1 protein-coding gene is annotated in these 377 nt (G+C 49.1%); it reads left to right on the forward strand.

What is annotated here, in order from left to right; translation table 11 throughout:
- A partial coding sequence (locus LZP73_RS19405) for a DHHA1 domain-containing protein (RefSeq protein ID WP_234236549.1) occupies positions 1-377 on the forward strand: 377 nt, incomplete at both ends.

Below are 377 nucleotides of genomic sequence, written 5' to 3' on the forward strand. Positions count from 1 at the left end.
GGCGTTCGTCGTATCGAAGCGGTAACCGGAGAAGGCGCTATCGCCACCGTTCATGCAGACAGCGATCGCTTAAGCGAAGTCGCGCATCTGCTGAAAGGCGATAGCAATAATCTGGCTGATAAAGTGCGTTCAGTACTGGAACGTACGCGTCAGCTGGAAAAAGAGTTACAACAGCTTAAAGAACAAGCTGCCGCACAGGAGAGCGCAAATCTTTCCAGTAAGGCAATTGATGTTAATGGTGTTAAGCTGTTGGTTAGCGAGCTTAGCGGTGTTGAGCCGAAAATGTTGCGTACCATGGTTGACGATTTAAAAAATCAGCTGGGGTCGACAATTATCGTGCTGGCAACGGTAGCCGAAGGTAAGGTTTCTCTGATTGC

Origin of the sequence: Shewanella sp. AS16, assembly GCF_021412365.1 — a bacterium.
Lineage (GTDB): Bacteria > Pseudomonadota > Gammaproteobacteria > Enterobacterales > Shewanellaceae > Shewanella > Shewanella salipaludis.